A 19,419-nucleotide genomic window follows, 5' to 3' on the forward strand; every position below is an offset into this window, starting at 1 on the left:
CAGCATCAAGCAAGGGGGCAGCTCACGGCCCTGTTGCGTATCACGCCCTATCTTTGCGAAAGGCCACGCGCAGGGCGCTGTTCTCGAAGTAGGCGTCTCGCGCGCGCAGCCGCGCCAGGGATTGCGGCAACACGATGCGATGGCGGTGCCAGCCCACGGAGATCAGCAGTTCGTCTTCGCTCTGAGCGAGATGGATCTGGTCCTCCGAGGCGAACGGCAGGGGCACGATCAGATCGTAGCCGTCGTGCATCTTTTCAACGCGCTGCACAGGACCGCGGTAGAAAAACTCGGCGGGATCGCGATCGTGGAAGAGGCGATCAGCGAGCTGGTCAAGCAGATCGGGGCCGATAATCTCGCGGTCAAAGTGGGGGGCGCGCAGGATGGGCAACGGCTCAAACATCTCCTCGACCTGGGGAGCGTACTCCTGTTGCATAGCGCGCCAGGCGGCAAAGTGGCGATCCACATCGGCGGGCAGGATGCGGTTGATCACGACCGCGTCCACAGCGTAGCCAAACAGCGAGAGGTAGGTGAGGCTTCGCTGCGCCTCGCGGATGACCATTTTCTCCAGGTTCATTACAATGCGCGCCGTCGTCACCTGCTGATCGGTAAGGATGTGGCGCACATCAACCAGGGCGTCAATGGCCTGCTGGGCCGAGGCCAGCACTTCATCCTCGGCGATGGGCATATCGGTGACGCGCTTGGCCACCGGGCGCACCACCTTGAGCAAGGCCCGCGCGATAGGGAAAAGGCGCGAGATCCACCAGCGCATAATGTCGGGCAGCGACAGGAGCCGCAAGGTTTCACCGGTGGGCGCGGCGTCAACGACAATCACGTCGTATTTCTGCTCGTCATAATGGCGCTTGATCTGGAGCAGGCTGAACAGCTCTTCCGTTCCGGGGATGACCGACAACTCGCCCTGAGCGATGGTTTCGACCCCCTGCCAGGCGAGGAGTTCAGACAGGTAGCGCGAGACCTCCCCCCAGCTCGATTCAAGTTCGTGGAGGGCGTTAATCTCCTGGGCCCAGAGGTTGGGCAGCACCGGCATGGGTTCGGCCCGCAGGTCAACGCCCAGGGAGTCGCCGAGCGAATGGGCCGCGTCGGTGCTCAGGACAATCGTCCGATAGCCGCGTTGCGCACAGCGCAGGGCTGTAGCCGCAGCCACGCTGGTCTTGCCGACACCGCCCTTACCTGTGTAGAACAAGATACGCATGCAGGACCTGTCTCTCGTGCAATGGTCAATCGCGGACGTTCGATCGCGGATCTGGCGCGACGCATCTGGATGCGGTCGGCGTCGTGCTGATGCCTGAACAGGGCGCCTCGAACTGCACCAGGGCACACTGTGTACGTATAGTACACGGCGATGCACCTTCACGCAACAACCGTAGCCGAAAAGTTGTGGAACTGTTACGTAGGTGGACGGGCTATGGTTCACGGGGCGACCACTGGCGCCGGCCTGGAGTGGGCGCACGTTCCGCAAGCTCTACCTGTTCCCACCAGGTCTGGACGATAGCCAGGCTGGCGCCGTACCAGGGCTGGCCGGGGCGCTGATCGTGCCGCAGGCCGGGGATGATCACGCGGCGCGAGCCTTCCAGCAAGCCGCTGGAGAGCGGCACGACCCCATCGCCCCACTGGGCGCCTTCGCCGGTAATCAGGGTATAGCTTTGCCAGGCGCTCCGTTCGATCGGGGAGCCGTCACGATTGCCAAAGACGCCTTTGCCCATTACGCTGACATAGCGGATGAAGCGCCAGTAGGCGCCGGGGTACTGCGCTTCGGCGAAGGCGATCTGATTCAGACCGCCCAGACGTCCGCGGCGGGTGGTGCTGTGGGGCGTGCCGAGGGTCACCAGGGTGCTGACGCGCTCGAAGCCGTTGTAGACCAGCCCGCGGGGGCCGTAGGGCCGGTCGCCCAGGTAAATGCGCGCCAGGATGCCACCGGCGCTGTGGGCGACGATGGTCAGGCGGCGGGCGCGATGCGCGGCGAGGGTTGCTCGCACGGCCCGATCAATGATGCGCAAGAGGGCGCCGTAGCTATCGCTGGGGATGACGCTGGCCCAGTCGAGCAGGCCAATCGGCGCGATGCTGACCGGGCGGCCGCTGGCTGTAGCCAGGTGGCGCCGCAGGGTCTCATACTGAGGGGCGCTGCTGCCGAAGCCGCCGACGATGAGTATCGGCTCAGCGCTCAGGGTCTCGCTCATCGTTTCTCTCGTGCAGCGACAGGTCAGATGAACGACCCCGGTGGAAAGGGGAGGATGTTCGCGGGCAGATGCAACGCTCGCAACGTCTCCCGTGCGGGGCCTATTTTCACCTTAGAAGTATAGCATGCTCACGGGGCAGGAGGGAGGGGAGAGGCTCGGCGGCGGGGCCACGGAACATTCTGCCGACACCCCTTGCCCGGCGGCTAATGGAGATTAAGAAGATAATCCGGTATTCGCCATTAGAACGGATTGGAGGTAGCGCCGTCATGCTTGAACCAGCGCGTGACGAGGGCGATAATCTCGTCAGCGCCTTCTTCAATTGACTTGTTGGTCAGATTAACAGTGGCCCAGCCATGACTGCGGAAGAGGCGCCGGGCCCATTCGACCTCTTCTTCGGCGCCCTGGAAGTCAATGTAGCTCTGGCCCATTGAAGCGCCGAAGCGCCGCTGGCGCCAGCGGCGCCGGGCGGCGATCTGCTCGGCGTCAACAATCAGGCCGATGACCCGGCGGCGGTCTATGTCGAGGAGGGCCTGGGGCAGCGCGACCTCCTTCACCAGCGGTACATTCGCCACCTTCCAGCCCAGCACGGCCAGGTACATGCTCAGGGGCGTCTTGCCCACCCGCGAGATCCCGACCAGTACGATTTCGGCGTCGCTCAGATCACTGAGGCGCGCGCCATCGTCGTGCTGCATAGCATACTCGATGGCTTCCAGGCGTTCGAAGTAGGCCGAGCGGCGCTGCCGGTAGAGACCGCCCTTGCCCACCGGCTCGCGACCGAGCACCGTTGCCAGACGCGAGAGCACGCTCCCCACCAGGTCAATCTCGTAGACATGGCGCTCACGAGCCTTGCGCACCAGGTCGCGTCGCAAGTCCGGCTCCATCAGGGTGTGCAGGATGGTGCCGTTGGTGGCTTCCGCCTGGGCTACCACCTGGGTAAGCTGGGCCGGATCGTGCACGTTTGGCACCACGATCAGGGGCACGTCAACGCCCTCGAACTGGGTCAGCACCAGGCGTGCAACCTCGGCTGCCACGCCTCCCGCACCCCCTGAGACAATGTACAGCGGCGGGGTATTCGCGCCAGTTGGCTGGCCGTCATCCATAGGCACTCGTTCTGCTCATAACGCCGGGTTTCGCCAGGCTGCGCCCACCGGGCGGGCGCCTCGTCCTGACGCCGGTCAGGAGGCGCCGGAGAAACGGGCTTGCCCCTAGCGGGGCCCGGCGCAGCGCGGGCGTCAGCGTTTCGGCTTGGCCAGCGACACCCGCACGCGCCGGCCGCGCAGGGTTACTCCGGCGAGGCCGTGGAGCACGCGCTGGGCCTGATCCGAAGGCACCTCGACGAAGGCGAAGCGGTCGTAAATATCAATCGCGCCGATCTGCTTGCCGGAGAGGCCCACCTCATTGGCAATCGCGCCCACGATATCGGCGGGGCGGATGCGATCAAAGCGGCCAACATCTAGGAACAGGCGCGTCATACCGGCCTCGGTGCCAGCGCTGTCGCCCTCGACGCTAACCAGCGTATCCTCCTGTTCGACTTCGTTGAGCAGCAGTTTGAAGGCCGCGGCAGCCAGTTCGGTGACATCGTGCTCTTCGGTCATCTCCTCGACCATCAGCACGTAGGGGTCAAGATTGTCATTGGCGAGCACCTCGCGGAGGGCCTCGCGGAAGGCCTCGCGCCGTCGGGCGGCCACGTCGGCCAGGGTGGGTAATTTCGCCGGCTGGATGCGCGTGCGGGTGGCTCGTTCGATAAGCTGGAGCTGGCGGCGCTCGCGGGGAGTGATCAGCGTGATGGCGACGCCGGCGCGCCCGGCGCGCCCGGTGCGACCGATGCGGTGGACGTAGCTCTCAGGGTCGCCCGGCACATCGTAGTTGATCACGTGGCTCACATCGGGGATGTCCAGCCCGCGAGCGGCTACATCGGTGGCTACCAGCAGTTCGATCTGTCCCTCACGGAAGCGTTTCATCACCCGGTCGCGCATGGCCTGGCTCAGGTCGCCGTGGATCACCTCGGCCAGGTAGCCCCGACCCTGCAGGCTCTCGCCGAGCTGGTCGGCCTCGGCGCGGGTGCGGCAAAAGATGATCGCCGAGGCGGGCGTTTCGACATCGAGCACGCGGCAGAGGGCGTCGAGCTTTTCACGCGGCAGAATATCGTAGTAAACCTGTTTGATGCGCGGAGCGCTCAGGGTCTCGCTGACCACGCTGATGTGCAGCGGATCGCGTGTGTAGCGCCGGGCCAGACTCTGTACGGCTTCGGGCATTGTGGCCGAGAAGAGGGCGGTCTGCCGTTCCGGAGGAGTGTACTGCAAAATGTACTCGATGTCCTCGGCGAAGCCCATATCGAGCATCTCATCGGCCTCGTCGAGCACAACCGTGCGAATCGCGTCGAGCACCAGCGTGCCGCGGCGCATGTGGTCCATGATGCGGCCGGGAGTGCCTACCACCACCTGCACCCCTCGCTCCAGGGCGCGCAACTGCCGTTCGATGGGCTGCCCGCCGTAGACCGGCAGCACGCGAGCCTCGCGGCTCTTGCCATACCGGTAGACCGCCTCGGCTACCTGCATGGCCAGCTCGCGAGTGGGAGCCAGCACCAGCGCCTGGGGCGCCCGCGTGGGCTGCAACCGCTCGATAATGGGCAGGGCAAAAGCGGCGGTCTTGCCGGTGCCGGTCTGGGCCTGGGCGATGACGTCGCGCCCTGAAAGCATGGCGGGAATGGCCTGCGCCTGGATCGGCGTCGGCTCGTCGTAGCCAAGCTCGCGGAGCGAAGCCAGCAGCGTCTCACTCAGCCCAAGGGCTTCAAAGGTGGTCATGAGCGGAACAGGAACCTTTCTGTATGCTCTGGCGCAACTGCGCGAACAACCGAGTTACGTCAGCGTTCGCTTATTAATTATAGCACGAGCTATTGCAGCCGGGTGACCAGGCCCTGAACCGGACGGTTCTTTACGTTCAGAAGATGCAAATCGTCGCTCCGTCGTCGTTTATATTTATTACCACTACGCAAGTGACGCTGGCGTCGAGCCTGCCTGGATGACTAAAGTTATCCAGCGACGGTTCGAAAGGGCATAGCCCGGACAGCCGTGCACATCGGGCCGGGGCGTCGGGAAACCGGTTTGTTCGGCCTTCTCCTGAATCTAATTATCTGGTAGTCGGTGGTAGACACAGTATGGTATTCTGTACCATAGTTGGCGGTCTGGCGTCCGGCGATCCTCGAGACTATCGTCCTTCGCCAACCCGTATTTACGACGACATCCTGACAGAGCGGGCGATGACATCCCAACCTCGCATTCTGGTGGCGGATGATGATCCAGCAATGTGTCTCCTGCTGCGCGAGACGCTGCAAGAGGCCGGGTACGAGGTGCTCATTGCCAATGATGGCGATCAGCTCATCCGCATGGCTCAGGACCATCCGCCGGATCTGCTGCTGATCGATCTCATCATGCCGTTGATGGACGGTTTTGAGGCCATTCGCCAGTTGCGTAACGATACGCGCACGTCGCATCTGCCGATGCTCATACTGACCGCCCGCAGCACCTCGGCCGAAGTGGTGATCGGGTTTGACAGCGGCGCCGATGACTACATTGTCAAACCATACGATATTGATGTGCTGCTGGCGCGCATCCGCAGCCACCTCCGGCGCGCCGCCAAGCTGCCTGTGCGCAACCCCCTTACCGGGTTGCCGGGCAATGTGCTGCTCCAGGCCGAACTGGAACGTCAGATCGCCCAGCAGACCCCCTTTGCCCTGCTCTATGTCGATCTCGACAATTTCAAGGCTTTCAATGACGCCTACGGCTTCGCCCGCGGCGACCGGGCCATCCACACTCTGGCCAGCGTTCTCGCCGGTACCGCCCCGCGCGATGATTTCCTCGGCCACATCGGCGGCGACGACTTTGCTATCATCCACTATGGGGGTTTCCCTGAGGTCCTGGCCCAACAGATCATTAGCACGTTCGACGAACGGGTGCGCGCCCTCTACGATCCCGAGGATCTGCAGCGCGGGTACTTGCAGGGAGTTGACCGCCATGGAGTGCCCCGGCAGTTTGGTCTGCTGAGCCTTTCGATTTCAATTGTCACCTCCGAGGGCGGGCGGTTTCGCAGCGTGGACGAGATTAGCAAGGTGGCCGCTGAAGTGAAGAGCGCGGCCAAGAGCATCGCCGGCAGCAGTTATGTGCTCGACCGGCGTCTGACGACGAAGCCGTATGCGCACGAACGGCGTGGGCAGCCGCGTCCCGCCGCGCTGTTGATCTATCCCCATGAGGGGCTGCGGGCCTCAATCGCCACCAGCTTGCGCTTGCAAGGCTACCGCCTGCTCATCGCCGCCGATGTGGTACAGGCCCAGGACCAACTGGCCCGCACGCCCGACCCGGCTCTGCTCATCGCCGACACGTCCAACCCGGCGGTCTGGGATCTCTGGCGGACATTGCCTGCACCTGCCCGCTTTATCGCCGTGGTGGCTGATGAGCCGGCCGCCCGGGCCGCCCGTGAGCGCGGCGCAACCGATGCCGTCATCGCGACCGACAATCTCGAGGATTTTACCGATCAGCTCCGGGTGCACCTGCCCCGGGCCGATTTCCACGAGGCGGCCGAGGAGCCTGCTCCATCCGACGCTGCCAGTGTCCCGGCGCAGCCGGTTCAGGCTGCACGGGCGTCGAACGAGGATCCTCTCACGCATCTCGCCAGCCGCCAGTATATTGACCAGCGCCTGCCGGAACTGGCGACTCAGGCCCGTCTCGCGGGCCAACCCCTGTCGGTGCTCCGCGCGGATCTGGACCATTTTGCCGAGATCCACCGACGGTGCGGGGAAAGTACGGCCGAGCAGGTCTTGCGTATCGTCGCCGGGGTTATACGAGCGACCTGCCGGCCCAGCGATGTGGCGGCCCGCTACGGCCCCGATGCCTTTTTGATCGCCCTTCCCAACACGCCCCTCACCGAGGCGGCGTCCTTTGCCGAACGCCTGCGCCTGGCGGTTGAACGCTACGACTGGAACAGCCTCGCCCGGCGCTTGCGGGTCACAATTAGCCTGGGTGTGGCGGATGTCAGAGGCGACTCGGCTGAGGAGGGCGTGGGTGTGGCGGATCGACGCCTCTACGCGGCGAAAAGCAGCGGTCGCAACCAGGTGGTCGCCGAGGATGCTTGAAGTTCTTTGAGACATTAATCCGCTCCAGCCCGCGCTAGCGCGTTTCGCATCCCCTGGCCTGCGTCTTATGAGAATTTACTGAGGCCTGATCGTAAATCAGAAGGCCGTATAGGGCTTGACCATAACGCGGCCACCGCCGATTCATTGTGGTTGCCACACCAGCTAACACGGAGGCAACCTTAAATGATGGGACAGGAGTCGCTGCGTGTCACCCCGGTCAAGCTGGTTAGCCGCATTCCGATTCTACTGCCGCCCAGGCGTGGCCGTGGATGCCCGAAAATCTGTTCCTGCAAGCACTGGTGATCATATATCGTCCGCCACCTGCACATGCCCCACGAACTGTTCAGCATCCTGGCGCAGCCGACCGCTGAGATGCGGCGGCTGTGCGCGTTGCGTCTCGTGGATGCGCGTTTTCCTGGCCGGCGTACATGGTAATGACGCCCGGCCGCCATCCCTGCCGGCTCGCCGGCCCAGATTGGCTGCCCGGAGCGCACCCCGGGTCGCCCTGCTCTAGCCGTGGGCCGCATATGGGCGCGCAGCAGCGATCATAGCACAGTGTTGCGCGTCCGCGGCGGCGTGTGGCATAAGCAAGACCGCGAAGCGCAGGTTGTGCCCCACACCTCAATGGATACGGAAGCCCACTAGACTAGGTTGGACTGGCATGGCTGGATCTACGGCCGGAAACCGCATCTGGTCACCACCATGTGCTGCGGTCTGGATTCCTCTGGCGGCTGAGCTGACCGCTGCCAATGCGGCTGACAACACGCCGGCTCCAGGCCTGCCGCGGAAACTGCCGGCCGAGATGCGCTTCGCGTTGGGCAGCCAGCCCTGGGTGCAGCGCAGGGCCAGGTAGTCGTGACGATGCGGCGTGGCGCATACCTTCACACTGACCTGGAAGTGGACGTACATCGCATCTTGCATGCGGTGCGCTCTTAGGCTATCGAGAACCTGAACGAGCAGTTTAAGGGCATCTTCGATGGCCATGGGTAGACGCCGACCGAGGGCCTGCGCAACCCTCGCCGCCGGGCGCTCGGCGCAGTGTTTGTCTGCCAGTTGACGGTGTGGCGCTGCCACCAGCATGGCCTGAACCTCCGCGTCGGCGTGAAAGCGTTTCTCAGAGCCGCCTAAGCATTTATGACCGGGCCTCAACTAGCCTGACGGCGCAACCGATGAACGGGCGGCGTGTACGCAAGACTCTCTCCTACTCCAAGCGGCAAGAAGCGCTGGGGGCGGCCTGCGCCTGGAAGGATTGGGTCTACAACCTCACCCGCACTGTCGACACCCTCTCGATCCCCGATCGGGACGAGCAGGGACGTCGCCGCTAACGGCGGCAGAAGCTGGCGATGGAGACGGGTCGGACCGTCCACCGTCGGACGATCACGGAACTCCTCATCCTCTCCACCGTTGTTGCCCCCAAACCGCTCAACACGTAAGGGGGAGGTTACCCGATGGCCTGTTACTGAACAAATTGGTGAAACTATTAACTTTTAACTAATACGATGAATATATATTTATAGAGTCAAGTCAAAGATCCGCTTGAAGGATGTATTTCTGTATGATATTCTAACTGAGGTTCTATCCTGCTCAATCAAGCTGGTAAGATCGCTAGAGACCTGCTGAAAGCAGAAGACCAACCATGACAATAAAGATCAGTTACCTCTGGGTAACCATTATCGCCATCTCGCTGGCAAGCGGACTGGGTGGGTGCATGCAATCTGCATCTAGCCGATCACGTGTTCTGATTGAGTATCACCGAAGCGGCGGGTTTGTCGGCCTCGATGATCGTCTCATCATCAGAGAGGATGGTGAAACAAGCCTGACCCGTAAGGAACGGCGTTTTAGCTTCACACTTGATCGCGCCACCGTGAACCAACTTGCCGACCTCTTTACCACCGCCGGTTTCATGCAACTCCGTAAGGAGTACATGCCTCAGCGTGCAGGTCCCGATCTTTTCACTTACGTGGTGACCTACCGAGGTCATACAGTGCGAACCATGGACGGTGCTATTCCACCCGCGCTCGATCCAATTCTGGAGCAACTCGATCAGATCGTCGAGAGTCACCAGTAGTGCGAGGAGGCAACTATGAAGAGGGTCGCCCTCATCGCTGCCACGCTGATGGCATCGGCGGTGTTGATCACCGCTGTGCCGGCGCAGTCCCAATCGCCTCGGGATTCAGCGCTTCAACGCCTCAGTCAGGACGCCCATGGCGCCGAGTTGGAGATCACCTGGAATCCCGAGACAGGTACGCCAAGCTTTATTCGCGGGAACATTGCTCCGGCTGTGACGGGAGCGCAGGAGCAGGCAACACCGACGCTTAAGGCGCTGGCTGTGGTCGAGCGGTACGCTGATCTCCTGGGCATCGCGGATGCCGAGCGCGATCTCACCGTTGTGAAGGAAGAGACTGACGAGTTAGGGATGCACCACTTCCTCTTCCAACAGGTATATCGTGGCATTAACGTCTACGGCGGGACGGTGGCGGTCCACTTTGGCGCCGATGGTGAGACGGTAGTAGCCCTTAGCAATCAGTTCGTGCCTGACATTCATTTGACCGACACTCAGGCGCGTATTACGGCTGATCAGGCGCTGGCAGCCGCCCGTAAGGCTCTGCCGAATGGAGTGCTCGCTTCAGAAGTGCGGCTAGCAGTCTACCCCACTGCTGATCATCTTGCTGGCGCTCCGGCGGTTCTGGCCTGGCTGGTCGAACTCCGCGACGATGATCTCCCAGCGCGCAACCTGTATGTGATTGATGCGCTCAACGGGACCATTGTTGAAGTTCGGAGTCGCTTGTTTGAAGGCCGCATCCGGAATACATATGATGCTAGAAATCGGCGCAGTTTGCCAGGTACGCTGGTGCGCAACGAGGGACAGAATCCAACAGGGGATGCTGATGTGGATCACGCGCACGACTTTGCCGGCGCCACCTACGATTACTACCGCAACACCCATAACCGTGACAGCTTCAATAACCGGGGCGCACGAATGATCTCGACTGCAAATTATGGTCGAGGTTACCGGAACGCCTTCTGGAACGGCGAGCAAACGGTCTATGGTGACTATATGGCAGTCCTGGATATTGTTGCCCATGAGTGGACCCACGCCGTAACCGATCACTCGGCCGATCTCGAATACCGCTGGCAGTCAGGAGCGCTCAACGAGAGCTTTTCGGACATTTTCGCGGCAATGGTGGATCGGAATGACTGGCTGATAGGTGAGGATCTGCCACCATTCATTCTGGGCGGACGCGAGGGCGTCCGCGATCTCGCCAACCCCCCACGCTTCGGGCAACCCGACCATACCCGCCATTGGTTAGAAACATGCGCCGACAGTGAAGGCGTGCATACCAACTCCGGCATCGTGAACAAGGCTTACTTTAATATCGCTCAGGCCATCGGCAAGGACAAGGCCGAGCGGATCTTTTACCGGGCTCTGACAGTCTACCTGCGCCCGAACTCCAGCCTGGAGGATGCCCGCGCTGCTGCATTACGGGCGACGCAGGATCTTTACAGAATAGATAGCGCTGAGTACCCCAAAGTTCGTGATGGCTTCAGCGCAGTGGGTCTGAACGGGCAATGGAGTCCGCGGCGTAACAATTGCACCTGTGCAGCGTCTGTCGCGCTAACGAACCAGGCCGTGTTTAGCGGGCCTCTGGCCGCCCTGGAGGCCGCCTCTACGCTGTATCGGTTCCGTGATCATATGCTAAATGCGACGGAGGCGGGCGAACATTACCGCGTGCTGTATGAGGAACATACCGGGCGGATCAGCGAGCTGCTGATGCGGAACCCGGATCTGTGGACGGACAGCGCCCACCTGGTGCAGGCGGTGCTGCCAGGACTGAACGGTCTGATGGACGGACGGGGCGATCAACAGATCGTGACGCCACAACTGGTCAAGGATACCCTGGCGTTCCTCCACCGGCTGGCCCAGGCGGATCGCGAGGCAGGCGGCGGTCAACTGGCTAATACTATCGAGCGCGAACGGGCAGTGATTGATTGGAACCGACTGATCGGCATGACCTATGAGGAAGCCTGGCAGTATATTCAGACACGAATGGCAGGCAGCGTATATCTGCCACTCGTGATGCGTTAGCGCTGATGCGATCGCCTGTGACTACGAAACTCTATAGTTTCCGTTACGGGCGATCAAACTCCCTCTCAGGAGGACTGCTCCCAGAAGGATTGAGGAGGTCGTCTCTATAAAAGTACGCCGCGGTCATACAAACCCGGTTGCATGTGACCGTTTCACCTCGTTTGAGTGTCAGGTCGCGGATTGCCGCTGGTTTCGCTGTTGCGAGTGAGTAGAACGTCTCGCGCAGTACGACACACGCAGTGCGAGCCTTGAGCTATGATAGCGGCTTGCCTAAACGTTCCGTTGAACTCGTCACTGCCCAAGGTCGTTACGTCGGCCTCAACTGGAACCAGGGGAGTAAGCTGACCAAGCAACTCGCAGTGCAGCGTCTGCGGCACATGGCCTCGGTTCGCTTTGACTGCCATCCAAACGAGCGGCGGTGCTCGCCGCTAGTAGAGCACGCTAAGCATCAGGCATATCCGGCCACGTCTGGCGGTGCTGCCAGCGATGACGAACACTAGCCCTTTACGCACGAGCAGGCTGAAGAGCACCTGAGTAACTGGCAACATCTAGCGCTTCACCGTCATCTCATCGTGCTTGAGGAAGCGCCGTAAGCGCATCACCGCGCTCTTATCACAGGCTCGACCACCAGGCGTGTGTTCGACGATGGCTATTCTGTCATGGTTGGCACGTACTCCTTTCACCCCTCCTTTCCGAACATGTTTTCTGTACGGCAGTCAAAATAAGGACAAAACCCATGAAGCGATACCTGAATTGGATCGCCTGGCTCTGCGTCGTCCTGCCAGGTCTCCTCATGGCGGTAGTGGGGTTGGCCCAGGAAGTAACCCTGACTTCGTCCACTGCTCGTCCAGCGATCCTTAGCGAAACTCTGCGGATCGGAGGGGGGAGCGACAAAAACGACCAGCGTGACACTGACATTTATCCTGCGATTGCGCATGATGGAAGGCGCTATCTAGTAGTATGGCTTTCGCCGCGCAATGCCTGGTCATCTTCAGACGGTCTGGATGTGTACGGTGTATTCCTCGATCAGAATGGCAGTCCGGTTGGCAATGAGTTCCGGATCTCCGACAGCAACACCGTGGCGCGCAGTGCACCTCCCTCTGTTGCCGCTGGCAACAATGAATTTGCAGTTGTATGGACAGTGCGTGGCAACCCGTGTCGGATCGCTGTCCAGCGTATCGCCGACAGTTCGTCCCGCCCGGATAGGACGCTGGTTGAAGGCACAGGGCATCGGCATACGACCTCGCTAGTATACAATGCTACAAACCAGCGCTATGTACTGGCTTTTGTTGAGGGGGACGATTACCAGGCGCCGACCTTCCTGGGCGCTCAGACGAGCGACTGCGGCAATAATGCCTCGAGCACAAGTCGCATTCGAGCGCTGGAGTTTGACTTTAGCAGTGAGGGGGAGAGTCCGGTAATCAGGCGAGCTGCTGTTGATGTTTCCGCTGGCAGTAGAGGCGCCTTCCGGCCCCGTCTGGCGCTGAGCGCCAACCGGTATCTGGTGGTGTGGGAGGATCGGCGCGACGCGGGTGGACAAACGCATCGCTTTGATGTGTTCGCCCAGATCCTTGATGCAGATCTGACGCGCATCGGGAACGAGATTCCGCTGGCAACAAACAATGACTATACCAATTATGGCACAACCACAACCTGGACTCCCAGACCCGTCGTTTCCGGGGGCGAGGGACGCTTCCAGGCATCCTGGTTTGAACGTAGGGAGGAAGAGGACGCGATAGTATGGTTCGTGCGGGGGCGAGTCGTTTCAAGCGATGGAGTAGCTGCAGGCAATCAATTTACGATAGCAGAAGTGCCTTTTGCCGAAGCGCATTCTGACCAGCCGCCCACCGGGTTTCTGGCAAGCGGGTACCTGGCCGGTATTCAAGAGTATCTGGTAGGGATCACGATCCATAGTGAAACTGTGTGGGGATACAAGAGCTTCGCGCTTGCCCAGAGAGTGAGTAAAGATGGACAGTTGATCCAGATGAATGGCACAGTGCGATCCAGTCCTGGCGTGGGTGATGCGATAGACAATGATACTCGTGATCAGGTTTCTATAGCGCTAGCCATCGCTCCAACTCAGGCTGACGCAATGGCGGTGTATGCCAAACCCTTGGCCGGCAGGCCTGCACTGGATTACGACGTCTGGAGGGTGCGGATCCAGATAGGGAGTACTCGCACTGTCTATTTCCCCACTATCCGTCGGTAGGATCTGACAACGAGAGCGAAGAGGCCTGAAGTATGCAATCGGCGCCTCAGGCCTCTGAAGTTCATGTAGGTGATGATTCCATACTGACAATCCGGCGAGGACGCATAGCGGAGCATGCGCATTGTCTGTTGCTTCGCCTGCTTTGCTTCGTCACCTTCAGCTTCTGGATCCTTGTCGGTAAATTGGGCGTCGCCCATGAAGATACCCTCTTCGCTGGCGCTCTCGCCGCTCTGTGCTCTATCACCTCCACAATCGCCGATGAGCCGTGCGTCAGAGCCTGCCTCAGTCTACCACTGCGAGGGGCGTTTTGTCGCGCTAGGACGCGCTAGAGTCTGTCAACCTGCGCTCTGACCCGCTTCGTTGGAATAGTAGAGGCACACCCGGTTCCTCTCTGCCCGCGCCGGTCGGGAAACAGCAATCCCATCACCCCAGGGGCAGGCTGAGCCGCGCGGTGGTGCCCTGTCCGGGCGTGCTGGCAAACTCCAGGCGTCCGCCGTGGCGTTCAACGATGCCCATGCTAACGGCGATCCCCAGCCCGATGCCGGCGCCAACCGGCCGGGTGGTGAAGAATGGCTCCCCCAGGCGCGCCAGGGTTGCCTCGTCCATGCCTACTCCCGTGTCCACAATCGTAATCACCGCCCGGTCGTTCTCCCGCGCGGTGCTGATCGAGACCGTGCCGCTCTCCGGAATGGCCTGAATGGCATTTGTGAGCAGGTTGAGCACGACCTGGTTGATCTGACCCGGGGCGCACACCACCGGCGGCAGCGGGCCGTAGTCTTCAACGATGGTCACTCCGGGCGGGCAGAGGGTGCGGGCGATGCGCACGGTGGCGGCCAGGCTGGCATTCAAATCGGCGGCCTGGACGGTCGGGCTATCGGGGCGGGCGAAGCTCCGCAGGTCGCGCACGATGCCGGCGATGCGCTCAAGACCCTCCCGGCTCTCGGCCAGGGCGTCGGCGAGATCCTCAGCCAGATCGGGATCGGGGCTGGCAGCGGCAAGAGCGGGCAACTGCTCGGCCAGGAACTCCAGATTGGCGCTGACAAAGCCCAGGGGCGTATTGAGTTCGTGGGCCACGCCGGCGACGAGCTGGCCCATGGCGCGTAGCTTCTCCGAGCGCACCAGTTGGGCCTGGGCGTTCTTCAGGTCGGCGTGGGCGCGTTCGAGTTGCAGCAGGGCGCCCTCCAGTTGCTGATTGGCAGCGGCGAGTTGCGCGGCCAGCGATACTGCTGCGGTCAGCGGCTGGCCGATGGCCGCGACGGCGAAGCGCGCGGCGGGTTCGGAACGCCAGCGCCAGGCAGTGTAACTTACCGGCAGCGGCGGGGCGTCGGTCTGGGGGTGATACAACTCCCAGTCATGGGCGGCTCCCTGGGTGAGCGCCTCGGCGATCATCAGCGCAGCCTTCTCGCGGCTGAAGGGGTCAACGACTTCTACGAAGGGCAGGCCGATGAGCGCGTCCGCGGGACGGCCGTAGAGCCGCGCGGCAGCCAGGTTCAGCGCCAGCACCATCCCCGCGCCGTCAAGCGCGACGAAGGGCAGCGTCGCCTGGGCAAGCATCGGGTCAAGGGAACGCGGGCGACTGCTCATGGCGATGGCGAGGGTGGCCGGCGTCCGGCGAGGGTCGTGGCGAGCCAGGCGCGGTAGAACACGACCAGGTTGCCGAGCAGTTCCGGCAGCAGCAGGCGCGCCTCCTCCACGTACACCGTCACCCTGGCGGCGGGGGCGGCGGCGATACGGCGCTTGAGCGCAGTGGTATGGATCTCGACAGCATCGCGGGGGCCAGCCCAGTGGGTGCCCAGGCGCTCACTCAGGGCGCGCAGGTGGTCGGGCACCGCCGACTGGCCCTGGAAAAAGCGCTGCTCGACGGCCTGGTCCAGCAGGTCGCCGTATTCGGCGACCAGCCCGTTAAAGGTGGTTGGATCGTACTGGCTGATCGGCGCTTCGGAGGACGGGCCGTTATAAAATGGGTGATTGAACATGCCCGCAGGCTCGTGGTGGGCTCGGGCATTAGTGCGCTCCCACTGGGCGAAGAGCGCATCGCCATGACCTGAGGCGATCTCGTCGAGCGCCTTGCGCAACTCGGCCACCTGTTCCTGGGCCCGCGTCACGGCCTCGGCCGTGTTGCGCAGCACGTCGCGTTCGAGGAAGCCGGCCTGATAATCGCGGACGGCCTGTTCCAACTGGCGGCGCAACTGGTGGATGTCCCACGGCTTGGGGAGAAAGCCGCGGACATTGCCCAGGTTCAGCGCATCCACCAGCGCGGCCACATCGGTGTAGCCTGAGATCAGAATGCCGAGGGTTTCGGGGCGAATATCGCGGGCGCGTTCGAGCAACTGCACGCCGCTGATGTCGGGCATGCGCTGGTCAGTGAGGATCACCGCAATGCGCTCGCGGGCGACAATGTCGAGCGCCGCAGTGGCAGTGGTGGCAGTGAAGACGGTAAACCGATCACGGAGGCTGCGGGCGAGCGAGCGGGTGACGTTGGGCTCATCGTCAACGATCAGAATGGCTGGCCGGTCGGGCGCAGCCCCGGGAGTGGAGGCGGGAGCAACCATCCGGCCCTCCTCACGTGTGCACTGGAACGTCCGGTTCCTGAACTACGGTTCAAATCCGCTCAACACATTGACCTTTGCGCCCCGCTGTATCCTCTCAGTTGTGTGGAGGTGTGGAGGTGTAGAGGTGTAGAGATGTAGAAATGGGGTTTGCCTGCAAGCCCACAGTTCCACACCTCTACGGACCGGTCATCTGGAGCCGGAGAGCAGCGGCCAGGTTGGAACGCCCGTCTCTGAACCGTGCCTTTCCCTGATTATACCAGGGGCTGGCAAGGGGGTGGCGCGATGGCGCGATGCGTGCCAGCAGGCGCCAGCGATAGCGTTCACACCTGCCGAACACGTTTTTACCGCCGAGGGCGCGGAGGAGAGCAGAGGGTTCCCGCCTGCCCGTCCTCCGCGCCTCTCTGCGGTAGACCTGAACGTGCGCCAGGGGTGCGTGTTCACACCTGGGGTAACAGTAGAGCCTGGGAGCGAGGGCGTCTCGCCCTCGAAGCCATAACGAGGGCTGGAAGCCCTCGCTCCCAGGAGAAGTGTGAACCGTTGCCGCCAGGGCTGCCCTTGCGCACCGGGGCAGAGTGTGGTACAGTTGCGGTAGTGCGGGCGTAGCTCAGTTGGTAGAGCATCTGCCTTCCAAGCAGATGGTCGCGCGTTCGAGTCGCGTCGCCCGCTCCATTCTTCTGGCTTCTGAGGACGAAACCCGCCATGCGTCCCGGCGGGTTTTGCCATTGATGAGAACCTCTCTTATGAACCAGAATGCGCAACCGGGGCTGGAGGACGCCATCTGTCTGGCGGCGACGGCGCATGCCGGCCAGGTCTACCCGAGCGTGCCGCCCCAGCCCTACATCCTGCACCCGCTCCGCCTGGTGGTCCAGGCAAGCTCCGAGGAGGAGCGGATCGTCGCCGCCCTGCACGACGTCGTCGAGGATACCCACCTCACCCTTGACGATCTGCGGCGCGCTGGCTACGATGAACGCATCATCACCGCAGTGGACCACCTGACGCGCCGCGAGGGCGAGCCGTATGAGGAGTACATCGCCCGTCTCAGCGCCGACCCGCTGGCGCGCGCCGTCAAGCTCCTCGATCTCGCCGATAACCTGGCCAACAGCGCCCGCCTTCCGTCCACCCCGGAGGTGCTGGAACGCATCGCGCGCTACGAATGGGCGCGCGCAAGGATTCTGGCAGGGGAAGCTGCCTGACCATATAGCGCAACCTGGAGGGTTGCGCTACATAGCCCGGCGTCGCCCTGCCACACCATTCAAGCATCGCGCAGCACCTTGACCAGCACCTCGCGGGTGCGCGGGCCGTCGAACTCGGCCAGGTAGATCGCCTGCCAGCGCCCCAGCACCAGCCGCCCGCCGCTCACGAAGACGAAATGCGAGAAGCCCATGGCGCTGGCCTGGAGGTGGGAGGCCGAGTTGTCCTCAATGTGGCGGTAGGCCGGGTCGTTACGCGGAATGAGCCGGCGCAGCACCATCAGCATATCGTGCTGCACGCCGGGGTCGGCGTTCTCCTGGATGGTGATTGCGCAGGTGGTATGGGGCACATAGAGCAGCACGGTGCCCTCGGTCACCCCCGCCGCCCGCGCGAGGTCTCGCACCTCGCCGGTAATATCCACCAGACACGCCTGTGCCGGCGTGCGCACCGTCAGCCGTTGGAGCATCACGGGTCCTCCGTCACCGCACCCGCGCGTAGAGCCGGTAGATGCCCTCCCGCGCCACCAGGCGGAACTGCCCCGTGGCCAGAACAGGCAGGTACAGGTCCTCCCCGAAACGGCCGATGACCAGGTAGTCGGGATCGCTGGCCAGAGGATCATACTCCACGCGCGCCTCCGGGTCAACCTGCAAGGAGCGTTTACCCAGGGCCACGTGGATCTGGTCAGGCGGAAAGGTATAGGGCTGGTTCAAGAGGAAGTGCAGTTCGCTCTCATAGGTCTCGACGCGCGAACCGGGCGGCCGGGCGTTGAGCCAGGCCGCGATGCGCTGCGCCGAGCGGTCATCGGCGGCGTAATTTCTGGCAAGGCTGAGCATGGTGAGCGGCGCGGCGGCGGCGATCAGCAGCACGGCCAGCAACGCCGCGCCGCCGGCGCGGGTCGGGCGGCGCAGCGTCAGCAGGTCGCCCAGGGCAAGCAGGCGCTCGCGAAGCGCGAATCCGCCGCTCAGGGCGAAGAGCAACTCCGCCACGAAGAGGCTGGCGACCACGCCGGGGACGGCCATGTAGCGTGGCACGCCCACGGAGAGACCCAGGAACCAGGCCAGCCAGCTCCCGCAGAAGGCCAGCAGGGTCAGCCGCATGTACCAGGCCGGCGCCCCGGCGCGGGCTGACGCTCGTTCGCCCCACAGCCGCCATGTTCCCCACAGCAGCCCGCACAGGGCCGGGAAGCCGAAGAACACCAGGTTCTGCAAGGCATAGAGGCGGTGAAACGCAGTCGGCACGATGGCGAGCATGCTTAGCAGCCCCTCAACCGGCTGGGGCGAGAGCGCCGGGTCGAAGAGCAGCGCCGCGCCCAGCCAGCGCAGCAGGTTCGCGCTCAGGAATGCGCCGCCCGCCGCCAGGGCGAAGACGCTCGCCACGCGCCACCGGCGGGCTAAAAGCGCCGCCAGTCCCGGCACAAGTAACGAAGCCAGCAGGAACGGCGCGGTCTGCCCTTTGCTGATCCAGGCCGCCCCGAGGAGCAGCACCGTGGGCGGCAACGCGACCCGCGAACCGCCCAGCGTCGCCCACAGGCCCAGGTAGCCGGCCAGCAGGTAGAACAGCATGGGCAGCTCGGCCAGCACCTGCCGCCCCTGCAACAGCGGCTGGATCTGAGGGTGGATGGTCAGCAGCAGCGCGGCGCCGACGGTTGCCCAGGCCAGGCGCCCCTGGTTGAGGCGCGCGCCGAGGGCGGCCAGGAGCAGGATGGACGCCACGGCGCACAGCACGCCAAACAGTCGGCCCTGCCACAGCCCGACACCGAACAGGCGCATGCTCATTCCGACGGGCAGCGTCGTAGTGAAGGCCGCCTCCAGCCCGGGGGCGGCGGGTTGCCCATTGCGCAGGCGACCGTAGTGCCCCGTTTCGACCCAGGTGCGCGCCACCGAGAGTGTCCAGCCCTCGTCCCACCAGATCGGCGGGCCATCAAGGTTCCACAGTCCTGCCACCAGCAGCGCGAGGGCCAGAGCGGCCCATGCCAGCAACGGCCGCGCCCTGACCGCGATGTCGTCCCGTTCTATGTATGCCGGTGTTGAATGTTCCATTGAGACCCGGTTTCGCTG

General features: G+C 63.0%; 14 protein-coding genes and 1 tRNA gene. 6 read left to right on the plus strand and 9 right to left on the minus strand.

Annotated elements, in window-relative coordinates; genetic code table 11:
- Nucleotides 1–40: 40 nt before the first annotated feature.
- From NZU74_19080 to NZU74_19095, 4 genes are all read right to left on the minus strand, one after another.
- Nucleotides 41–1,210, minus strand: coding sequence for a TRC40/GET3/ArsA family transport-energizing ATPase (locus NZU74_19080; GenBank protein MCS6883438.1), 1,170 nt, complete (start codon nt 1,208–1,210; stop codon nt 41–43).
- 211 nt (nt 1,211–1,421) lie between these two features.
- Complete coding sequence (locus tag NZU74_19085) at nt 1,422–2,195, minus strand: lipase (GenBank protein ID MCS6883439.1); 774 nt, start codon at nt 2,193–2,195, stop codon at nt 1,422–1,424.
- 239 nt (nt 2,196–2,434) lie between these two features.
- A complete protein-coding gene (locus NZU74_19090) occupies nt 2,435–3,295 on the minus strand; it encodes a kinase/pyrophosphorylase (protein MCS6883440.1) in 861 nt (286 codons plus the stop codon).
- Nucleotides 3,296–3,427: 132 nt separating this feature from the next.
- A complete protein-coding gene (locus NZU74_19095; protein MCS6883441.1) occupies nt 3,428–4,999 on the minus strand; it encodes a DEAD/DEAH box helicase in 1,572 nt (523 codons plus the stop codon).
- A gap of 455 nt (nt 5,000–5,454) precedes the next feature.
- Between NZU74_19095 and NZU74_19100 the strand changes: the two genes are divergently transcribed.
- Nucleotides 5,455–7,323 carry a diguanylate cyclase gene (locus NZU74_19100; GenBank protein ID MCS6883442.1) on the plus strand — a complete coding sequence of 623 codons (1,869 nt, stop codon included), beginning with the start codon at nt 5,455–5,457 and terminating at the stop codon, nt 7,321–7,323.
- 621 nt (nt 7,324–7,944) lie between these two features.
- Here NZU74_19100 and NZU74_19105 read toward each other — a convergent pair.
- A complete protein-coding gene (locus NZU74_19105) occupies nt 7,945–8,307 on the minus strand; it encodes a hypothetical protein (GenBank protein ID MCS6883443.1) in 363 nt (120 codons plus the stop codon).
- 652 nt (nt 8,308–8,959) lie between these two features.
- On the opposite strand from NZU74_19105, the gene NZU74_19110 reads away from it, so the two are divergent.
- The 3 genes from NZU74_19110 to NZU74_19120 all read left to right on the plus strand — a co-directional run bounded on the left by NZU74_19110 (nt 8,960) and on the right by NZU74_19120 (nt 13,619).
- Nucleotides 8,960–9,391 (plus strand): hypothetical protein, encoded by a 432-nt coding sequence (locus tag NZU74_19110; protein MCS6883444.1) that lies wholly within the window; start codon nt 8,960–8,962, stop codon nt 9,389–9,391.
- A 15-nt stretch (nt 9,392–9,406) separates the two neighbouring features.
- Nucleotides 9,407–11,410 (plus strand): M4 family metallopeptidase, encoded by a 2,004-nt coding sequence (locus NZU74_19115; GenBank protein MCS6883445.1) that lies wholly within the window; start codon nt 9,407–9,409, stop codon nt 11,408–11,410.
- 736 nt (nt 11,411–12,146) lie between these two features.
- Nucleotides 12,147–13,619, plus strand: a complete 1,473-nt coding sequence (locus tag NZU74_19120) for a hypothetical protein (protein ID MCS6883446.1) — start codon at nt 12,147–12,149, stop codon at nt 13,617–13,619.
- A 423-nt stretch (nt 13,620–14,042) separates the two neighbouring features.
- On the opposite strand, the gene NZU74_19125 is transcribed toward NZU74_19120, so the two are convergent.
- Both NZU74_19125 and NZU74_19130 read right to left on the minus strand, forming a co-directional pair.
- Nucleotides 14,043–15,203, minus strand: a complete 1,161-nt coding sequence (locus tag NZU74_19125; protein MCS6883447.1) for an ATP-binding protein — start codon at nt 15,201–15,203, stop codon at nt 14,043–14,045.
- Complete coding sequence (locus NZU74_19130) at nt 15,200–16,171, minus strand: response regulator (GenBank protein MCS6883448.1); 972 nt, start codon at nt 16,169–16,171, stop codon at nt 15,200–15,202. Before NZU74_19130 ends, NZU74_19125 begins: the two co-directional genes overlap by 4 nt.
- A gap of 593 nt (nt 16,172–16,764) precedes the next feature.
- Between NZU74_19130 and NZU74_19135 the strand changes: the two genes are divergently transcribed.
- A tRNA-Gly gene (locus tag NZU74_19135) sits at nt 16,765–16,840 on the plus strand.
- Nucleotides 16,841–16,911: 71 nt separating this feature from the next.
- Complete coding sequence (locus tag NZU74_19140; GenBank protein ID MCS6883449.1) at nt 16,912–17,364, plus strand: hypothetical protein; 453 nt, start codon at nt 16,912–16,914, stop codon at nt 17,362–17,364.
- 59 nt (nt 17,365–17,423) lie between these two features.
- Here the strand turns inward: NZU74_19140 and NZU74_19145 are convergent, their stop codons facing one another.
- Together NZU74_19145 and NZU74_19150 are read right to left on the minus strand one after the other, a co-directional pair.
- The gene (locus NZU74_19145) at nt 17,424–17,828 is read right to left on the minus strand and encodes a secondary thiamine-phosphate synthase enzyme YjbQ (GenBank protein MCS6883450.1); all 405 of its coding nucleotides are present in this window, start codon (nt 17,826–17,828) and stop codon (nt 17,424–17,426) included.
- Between the two features lie 13 nt (nt 17,829–17,841).
- Nucleotides 17,842–19,401 (minus strand): hypothetical protein, encoded by a 1,560-nt coding sequence (locus NZU74_19150; protein MCS6883451.1) that lies wholly within the window; start codon nt 19,399–19,401, stop codon nt 17,842–17,844.
- Nucleotides 19,402–19,419: the final 18 nt, after the last annotated feature.

Source organism: Chloroflexaceae bacterium, from assembly GCA_025057155.1.
In the GTDB taxonomy this organism is placed as follows: domain Bacteria; phylum Chloroflexota; class Chloroflexia; order Chloroflexales; family Chloroflexaceae; genus JACAEO01.

What these genes read in the sequence shown, in the direction of transcription:
- NZU74_19150 (MCS6883451.1), bottom strand. Translation starts at nt 19,401, where the DNA reads ATGGAACATTCAACACCGGCATACATAGAACGGGACGACATCGCGGTC.
- NZU74_19115 (MCS6883445.1), top strand. Translation starts at nt 9,407, where the DNA reads ATGAAGAGGGTCGCCCTCATCGCTGCCACGCTGATGGCATCGGCGGTG.
- NZU74_19130 (MCS6883448.1), bottom strand. Translation starts at nt 16,171, where the DNA reads ATGGTTGCTCCCGCCTCCACTCCCGGGGCTGCGCCCGACCGGCCAGCC.
- NZU74_19085 (MCS6883439.1), bottom strand. Translation starts at nt 2,195, where the DNA reads ATGAGCGAGACCCTGAGCGCTGAGCCGATACTCATCGTCGGCGGCTTC.
- NZU74_19095 (MCS6883441.1), bottom strand. Translation starts at nt 4,999, where the DNA reads ATGACCACCTTTGAAGCCCTTGGGCTGAGTGAGACGCTGCTGGCTTCG.
- NZU74_19100 (MCS6883442.1), top strand. Translation starts at nt 5,455, where the DNA reads ATGACATCCCAACCTCGCATTCTGGTGGCGGATGATGATCCAGCAATG.
- NZU74_19090 (MCS6883440.1), bottom strand. Translation starts at nt 3,295, where the DNA reads ATGGATGACGGCCAGCCAACTGGCGCGAATACCCCGCCGCTGTACATT.
- NZU74_19145 (MCS6883450.1), bottom strand. Translation starts at nt 17,828, where the DNA reads ATGCTCCAACGGCTGACGGTGCGCACGCCGGCACAGGCGTGTCTGGTG.
- NZU74_19105 (MCS6883443.1), bottom strand. Translation starts at nt 8,307, where the DNA reads ATGGCCATCGAAGATGCCCTTAAACTGCTCGTTCAGGTTCTCGATAGC.
- NZU74_19125 (MCS6883447.1), bottom strand. Translation starts at nt 15,203, where the DNA reads ATGAGCAGTCGCCCGCGTTCCCTTGACCCGATGCTTGCCCAGGCGACG.
- NZU74_19140 (MCS6883449.1), top strand. Translation starts at nt 16,912, where the DNA reads ATGAACCAGAATGCGCAACCGGGGCTGGAGGACGCCATCTGTCTGGCG.
- NZU74_19120 (MCS6883446.1), top strand. Translation starts at nt 12,147, where the DNA reads ATGAAGCGATACCTGAATTGGATCGCCTGGCTCTGCGTCGTCCTGCCA.
- NZU74_19080 (MCS6883438.1), bottom strand. Translation starts at nt 1,210, where the DNA reads ATGCGTATCTTGTTCTACACAGGTAAGGGCGGTGTCGGCAAGACCAGC.
- NZU74_19110 (MCS6883444.1), top strand. Translation starts at nt 8,960, where the DNA reads ATGACAATAAAGATCAGTTACCTCTGGGTAACCATTATCGCCATCTCG.